Source organism: Kribbella sp. (assembly GCF_035687465.1).
Classification (GTDB): domain Bacteria; phylum Actinomycetota; class Actinomycetes; order Propionibacteriales; family Kribbellaceae; genus Kribbella.
In genome coordinates, this window is the sequence record NZ_DASRXP010000088.1 from 1 (window position 1) to 6,427 (window position 6,427).

General features: G+C 68.3%; 8 protein-coding genes. 3 read left to right on the plus strand and 5 right to left on the minus strand.

Annotated features, from left to right (window positions below; translation table 11 throughout):
• Nucleotides 1-607 (minus strand): dihydrofolate reductase family protein (locus tag VFG33_RS04335; RefSeq protein WP_325022609.1); only part of this gene is annotated, 607 nt, incomplete at its 3' end.
• Nucleotides 608-730: 123 nt separating this feature from the next.
• Here VFG33_RS04335 and VFG33_RS04340 point away from each other — a divergent pair.
• The gene (locus tag VFG33_RS04340; protein WP_325022610.1) at nucleotides 731-1,594 is read left to right on the plus strand and encodes a LysR family transcriptional regulator; all 864 of its coding nucleotides are present in this window, start codon (nucleotides 731-733) and stop codon (nucleotides 1,592-1,594) included.
• Here the strand turns inward: VFG33_RS04340 and VFG33_RS04345 are convergent.
• Together VFG33_RS04345 and VFG33_RS04350 are read right to left on the minus strand one after the other, a co-directional pair.
• Nucleotides 1,591-2,580 (minus strand): pyridoxal-phosphate dependent enzyme, encoded by a 990-nt coding sequence (locus VFG33_RS04345; RefSeq protein ID WP_325022612.1) that lies wholly within the window; start codon nucleotides 2,578-2,580, stop codon nucleotides 1,591-1,593. The genes VFG33_RS04340 and VFG33_RS04345 overlap by 4 nt on opposite strands.
• Before the next feature lie 13 nt (nucleotides 2,581-2,593).
• Entirely contained in the window at nucleotides 2,594-2,947 is a 354-nt protein-coding gene (locus VFG33_RS04350) for a helix-turn-helix domain-containing protein (protein WP_325022614.1), read from the minus strand.
• 81 nt (nucleotides 2,948-3,028) lie between these two features.
• Between VFG33_RS04350 and VFG33_RS04355 the strand changes: the two genes are divergently transcribed.
• The gene (locus VFG33_RS04355; RefSeq protein WP_325022622.1) at nucleotides 3,029-3,649 is read left to right on the plus strand and encodes a ClpP family protease; all 621 of its coding nucleotides are present in this window, start codon (nucleotides 3,029-3,031) and stop codon (nucleotides 3,647-3,649) included.
• A gap of 21 nt (nucleotides 3,650-3,670) precedes the next feature.
• Here the strand turns inward: VFG33_RS04355 and VFG33_RS04360 are convergent, their stop codons facing one another.
• Complete coding sequence (locus tag VFG33_RS04360; RefSeq protein ID WP_325022616.1) at nucleotides 3,671-4,813, minus strand: trans-sulfuration enzyme family protein; 1,143 nt, start codon at nucleotides 4,811-4,813, stop codon at nucleotides 3,671-3,673.
• Nucleotides 4,814-4,941: 128 nt separating this feature from the next.
• On the opposite strand from VFG33_RS04360, the gene VFG33_RS04365 reads away from it, so the two are divergent.
• Nucleotides 4,942-5,454: an Lrp/AsnC family transcriptional regulator gene (locus VFG33_RS04365; protein ID WP_325022618.1), complete on the plus strand. Its 513-nt coding sequence runs from the start codon at nucleotides 4,942-4,944 to the stop codon at nucleotides 5,452-5,454.
• A gap of 75 nt (nucleotides 5,455-5,529) precedes the next feature.
• Here the strand turns inward: VFG33_RS04365 and VFG33_RS04370 are convergent.
• On the minus strand, nucleotides 5,530-6,427 hold an 898-nt coding region (locus VFG33_RS04370), incomplete at its 5' end, for an LLM class flavin-dependent oxidoreductase (protein WP_325022620.1).

Genomic DNA, 6,427 nt, shown 5'->3' on the forward strand with positions numbered 1-6,427 from the left:
GCATGACACCGCTGGGCGAGGAGACGGTCTCGATCGCGTAGTTCTGCTCGAGGCCCTCGAGCCCGTCCCAGAGCCGTACGCCCCGGCCGAGCAGGATCGGCACCACCACCGTATGCATGTGATCGATGAGCCCGGCAGCCAGGAAGTCGCGGATGATGGTGGCACCGCCGCCGATGCGAACGTCCAGGCCACCGGCGGCCTCGCGGGCGGTCTTGAGCGCCTCTTCCGGTGAGGCGTCGATGAAGTGGTAGGTGGTGCCGCCCTCCATCTCGATCGACGGGCGGGTGTGGTGGGTGAGGACGAAGACCGGTGAATGGAATGGCGGGTTCGGACCCCACGCGCCCTTCCAGTCCGGTTCCTCGTGCCAGCCGGGGTGGCCGAACTTCCCGGCACCCATGATCTCGGCGCCGATGCCCGGACCGTGCTCCAGGGTGAAGACGTTGTCCACGCCGCGGCTTCCGCCGGTCTGCTGCCACGCCCGGGTCGCGAACATCCATTCGTGCAGCCGTTCCCCGGCATGGCCGAAGTGGGCATCGCGGCTTTGACCTTCACCGGTGCCGAACCCGTCGAGTGAGATGGAGAAGTTGTGAACGCGGGCGAGTGACATGGCTGGTTCTCCGTCCGTTGGTCGAGCTTCGTCGGATCAGCTCGGTTATCAAACGATCATGGCTGCCCTTATTCATGACGTCTAATGCCAAACTTCTGGCTGTCACATTGATAATCTTGATCTATGCTCAACCTGGTCCACCTCAAAGTCCTGGCCGCGGTGGCGCGCCACGGGTCGGTGACCGACGCGGCGAAGGAGCTCCACTACTCCCAACCATCGGTGAGCCACCACCTGTCCCGGTTGGAAGCGGCCGTTGGCGTCAAGCTCGTTCAGCGCGTCGGTCGTGGGATTCGACTGACCTCGGAAGGGCAGTTGCTGGCCAACCGGGCCAGCGAGATCGTGGGACGAGTCGATGCGGCGACCATCGAGCTCGCGGCCCAGGTCGGGCTGCAGTCCGGGCGGGTTCGCCTGGCTGCCAACGCGTCCGCGGCCAGCACGATCGTGCCGAAGGCGGCCACCCTACTGGCCGCGGCGCATCCGGGAATCGAGTTGAGCGTGTTCGACCGGCACCCGGTCGACGCGCTACAGATGCTGCGGCACAGCGAGATCGACGTCGCACTCGTCTTCCGGTACGCCGACGCCCCGGTCGAGGAGGAAGGACTCCGCCACGTCCACATCGGCGACGATCCGATCTACCTGATCAGCCGGCGACCCGACGACAGCATCGCGAACCATCGTCACTCCGCCTGGATCGGCGGGTGCGAACGGTGCCAGGAAGAGCTGGCCACCGTCTGCCGGCGAGAAGGTTTCACCCCACGGATCGGATCGCACAGCGACGACATGGTCGTCGTGCAGGCCCTCGTCGCCGCCGGAACAGGTGTCACGACCCTGCCGGGACTGGCTCTCCAAGCCCACCGCCGGCCCGACATCCACGCCACCGAGATACCCGGCCACCGCCGCCAGATCCACGCCGTCACCTACGGCGAGCCACCGGACCCGCCCGCCACCGCCGCACTGATCCAGGCCCTCCGCGACGCCACCGCCTAGGCAGTCGGTGCCGCCTCTGTGCTGATCAGGATGACGGTGCTGGATGCGGTGAGGTCCAGGGCGTCGCGGGCGTTGCGGAGGCCGGCCAGGGTGGCGGCTCCGCTGGGGCCGGACGAAATACCTTCGGCGGCGAAATCCCGCACGGCTTGGACTGCCTCGGCCTCTTCCACAGTGACGGCGGCATCCAGCCCAGCGCGTAGTACGGGCCATGCGAGGCTCGACGGCGTACCGCAGTTCAGGCCAGCCATCACAGTCGTGCTCGTCTCTACCACGACTGGTTGTCCAGCTAGGAGGCTGCTGGTGATGCAGGATGCACGGGCAGGCTCAACACCGAGCACGGCCGGTGCCGACGGACCGCTGCGATAGTGCGTGACCGTCGCTTGCGCTGCAGAGCCAACACCCATCGGTACTACGACCAGGTCGGGCTGCACCTCGATCTCACGGAACAGAGTCGAGTACCCGTCCACGATGTGCTGCGGGACAACCTCGTAGCCGGGCCAAGCCGAGTCCTGGATCAGCAGGCTCCGACCTGTAGCTGCCGAGGCGGCAGCAACCACAGCAGCGTCGTACGAGTCGGACACGATGGTGACCGTGGCGCCCTCTGCGCGGATGGCATCGGCAGCGGACTCGCTGACGACGTCGGGGATGAAGATGTGTGACCGCAGCCCGAGCATGGCGGCTCGGCGAGCTACTGCGCGGCCGTGGTTTCCATCTGTTGCTGTGACCAGCTCGACGACGTCAGGGTGGTCCTCGACCGCTCGGTGGATCGCCCACCAAGCACCGAGCGCCTTGAACGCGGGCAGGCCGAGCCGTTGCGACTCGTCCTTCACCAGCAAGCGGCCGACGCCTAGCTCAGCCGCTAGGGAAGGCACCTCGCGGAGCGGGGTCGGCCGGTAGTCAGCGAGGCCCTCGTGGAAGGCCAGGACCTCGGTGGGCGCGGGCGTCGTACGCCAGGACCGTGCAGCAGGGTTGCTGTACCAGAGCACCGCCTAGCAGCGCTCAGGCGACCAGGGCGAAGGTCTGTGCCGAGGCGTGAGCGTTCGGCGCGGAGTTGATCCGCTGCGGGGACGAGTCGGCGACCCGGATCGAGGCGGTCTGCAGGCGGACCGGCAGCGTCGAGCGGACGGCGGTCGCCAGGTCGAACTGCACCTCGGCGAGCAGGTCGGACAGCTCCAGGTCGAGTGCCCGGCAGATCGCGGCCAGGATCTCCGAGGAGGGCTCCTTGCGACCGCGCTCGATCTCGGACAGGTAGGGCACCGACACCTGCGCCTGCTCGGCCAGCTCGCGCAGGGTGATCCCCCGCTCGCGCCGCAGCCGGCGGAAGACGTTCCCGATCACCTGGCGTAGCAACACGTCTGGCCCTCCTCCGTTTGGTCCTGGTACCGAGTGTGCCACCCCACCCAGGTCTGCGGTGGGCAGATCTGCCACGGGCAGATTCCTGACACGGACGGCCGCGACCGGACCACGCTGGGAACCATGAGTGAGACCACGCACCTGAACGCCCTCGACAACCACATCTACCAGCGGCTGCTCTGGCAGCGCATCCTGGTGCTCGGCGACGAGCTCAAGGACGAGAACGCCAACGCCCTGTGCGCCCAGCTGATCCTGCTGAACGCCGAGGACCCGAAGGCGGACATCTCCCTCTACATCAACTCGCCGGGCGGCTCGGTATCGGCCGGACTGGCCATCTACGACACGATGAACTTCATCAGCAACGACGTCGCGACGTACGCGATGGGTCTGGTCGCCTCGATGGGTCAGGTACTGCTGACCTGCGGCGCACCGGGCAAGCGATTCTCGCTGCCGCACGCGCGGATCATGATGCACCAGCCCCTCGGTGGCATCGGCGGGGTCGCGACCGACATCAAGACGCAGGCCGAGCAGGCGATTCTTGCCAAGAAGGACCTGGCCAAGCTGCTCAGCGAACGCACCGGCCAGCCGCTGGACCGGATCGAGACCGACTTCGACCGCGACCGCTGGTTCACGCCCACCGAAGCGGTCGACTACGGCATCGTCGACAAAGTGCTGAACCAGCCCTCCCCTGTACCGGTGTGATCGGGCCGGTGTGATTCAGCTTCAGCCGAGGGCCTGAGCGAGGTCGCGGACGAGGTCGTCGGGGTCTTCGAGGCCGACGCTGAGGCGGAGCAGGCCCTGGTCCGGCTTGGCCTCGTCCGCCACCAGGCGGTGGGTCAGGCCGGCCGGGTGCTGGATCAAGGTGTCCACGCCGCCCAGGGAAACGGCGTGCGTGATCAGCTCGAGCCTCGTGAGCAGTTGCTCGGCGGCAGGAGTTGTGAAGGCCAGTACTGCGCCCGGGCCTGCCTGCTGTCGACCGACGAGCCCGAGTGGGTCGCACTCGGGCAGGCCCGGGTAGAACACGTTGTCCACAGCCGGGTGCGTACACAACAAGTCAGCCACCTTCTCTGCACCCGCCTGTTGCGCCCGCACCCTGACCGGCAGCGTCTGCAGCCCGCGATGCAGCTCGTACGCCGCCAGCGGGTGCAGGAGTCCTCCCGTGACAGCACGGATCCGCCGTAAGCGCTCGACCCAGTCGGCATTCCCGGCGACGAGCCCGCCCATCACATCGCCATGACCACCGAGGTACTTCGTTGCCGAGTGCAACACCAGGGTCGCGCCGTATTCGACCGGCCGCTGGAGGACTGGCGTCGCGAAGGTGTTGTCCACCAGCACCGGTACGTCGCCGGCCTGGCGAACCACGTCGGCGATGTCCACGAGTTCCAGGGTGGGGTTCGCGGGGGTCTCGAGGATGACCAGTCCGGTGTCCGGTTGGACGGCCTCGGCGATACCACCCGGGCTCGACCAACTGACCGTCGTACCGAGGAGGCCTGTGGATAACAGGTGGTCGGAACCGCCGTACAGGGGGCGGACCGCGACGACGTGGGGCTTGCCGTTGGCGACGGTCGCCAGGAGGCAAGCCGAGAGCGCGGCCATGCCGGTGCCGAACGCGACGGCTCCTTCGCAGGACTCGAGTTCGGCGAGCGCTTCCTCGAGGCGGGCGACGTTCGGGTTCCACAGGCGCTGGTAGACGAGGCTGCCACGGCCCGGCGCGTTGCCGCTCGCCAGTCGCTCGTACGCCGCTCCGCCGCTCGCCAGGTCGGTCAGCGGGTACGTCGTACTCAGGTCGATCGGCGGGACGTGGAGTCCACGGGCGCGCAGGTCGTCGCGGCCGGCGTGGACGGAGCGGGTGTCCGGCTGGGTCATCTCGGGCCTCCTTGGTCAGGACCGAGCGTGGAATGTTCTGCAGGATTAGTGCAAGAGTTCCGAAGAAAATTCGTCCACAGGTCTATCCACACGCTGTGGATTCTGTGGATCGCCTCTACAGTGAGGGCATGCCGAAGGATCGTCGGACGCCTGGACCGGCCCCGCGGCCGGTCCCTGCTGCGCTCGACGAGGTCGACCAGGAGTTGGTCCGGCTGTTGACGGCGGACGGCCGGATGCCGAACAACGCGCTCGCCGAGGCGACCGGCATCGCCCCGTCGACCTGCTTGGCGAGGGTGCGGGCACTGCGCGATCGCGGGGTGATCCGCGGGTTCCATGCGGATGTTGACCTGGCGATGCTGGGTCAGCCGCTGCAGGCGATGGTGGCGATCCGGATCGGCGCGCACTCCCGCGACGAGATCGACCGCTTCCGCGCCAAGGCACCGCGGTTGCCGGGAGTCCTGGCGTTGTTCCACGTCAGCGGGGCGAACGACTACCTACTGCACGTGGCAGCCGAGTCCCCCGACGCGCTCCGCGACTTCGTGCTCGACCACCTGACCGCGGATCCCGCGGTCATCCACGCCGAAACCAGCCTCATCTTCGAACACATCCGAGCCACCCCGCCCGAACTTGGGAGGGGTTGACCACTCAGATTGGGCGTTACCCACTCAGATTCTCGGTGGGCAACGCACAATCTCGGTGGGTAACCCTGGCTGAGGTCAGCGGGGCTTGAGACCCCAGGCGGTGGCCAGTAGATCGTAGGAGTGGCGGCGTTCTGCTGGGTCGTGGATGCTCGTGGTGATGATGAGTTCGTCGGCGCCGGCTGCGGTTGCTCTGCGGGACAGGTCGGCTGCGACCTGGTCCGGCGTACCGACTGACGCGAGGCCGGCCCATTCCTCGACTGCCGCCAGTTCGCCTTCGGACCACGGGTAGGCGGCCGCTTCCTCGGGTGACGGGAGCGGACCCGGGCGGCCGGAGCGGAGGCGGAGGATGGAGAGGGAGTTCGCCAGCGCGAGTTGCGCGGCGCGTTCCTCGGTCTCGGCGACGATCGCGGCGAGCGCGAGGATCGCATGGGGTTCGGACTGCTCGGGCGACGGCTGGAACATCTCGCGGTAGGACGCGATCACGGCAGCCGGGTCGAGGGTGCCGAAGTGGCCGGCGTAGGCGAAGCCGGTGCCCAGGGAGGCGGCCGCCTGGCCGCCGTACGCGCTGGAACCGAGGATCCACACGGGCGGCAGCGGGACGTCGCTCGGCTGGGCGGAGATCGGGGCGAACGGGTGGCCGGCGGGAAAGCCTTCGGCGTACGCGCGGAGTTCGGCGTACTGCTCGGGGAAGTCGTCCGCGGTGAGCGCCTCGCGGCTGCGGCGGAGGGCTAGGGCGGTGCGCTGGTCTGTGCCGGGCGCGCGACCGATGCCGAGGTCGATGCGGCCGGGGTGGAGGCCGGCGAGGACGCGGAAGGTTTCGGCGACCTTGAGGGGCGAGTGGTTCGGCAGCATGATGCCGCCGGAGCCGACGCGGATCGAAGAGGTCGCCGCGGCGACGGCCGCGATCATCACCTCGGGAGTGGAGCTGGCGACGCTCGGGATGTTGTGATGCTCGGCGAGCCAGAAGCGGCGG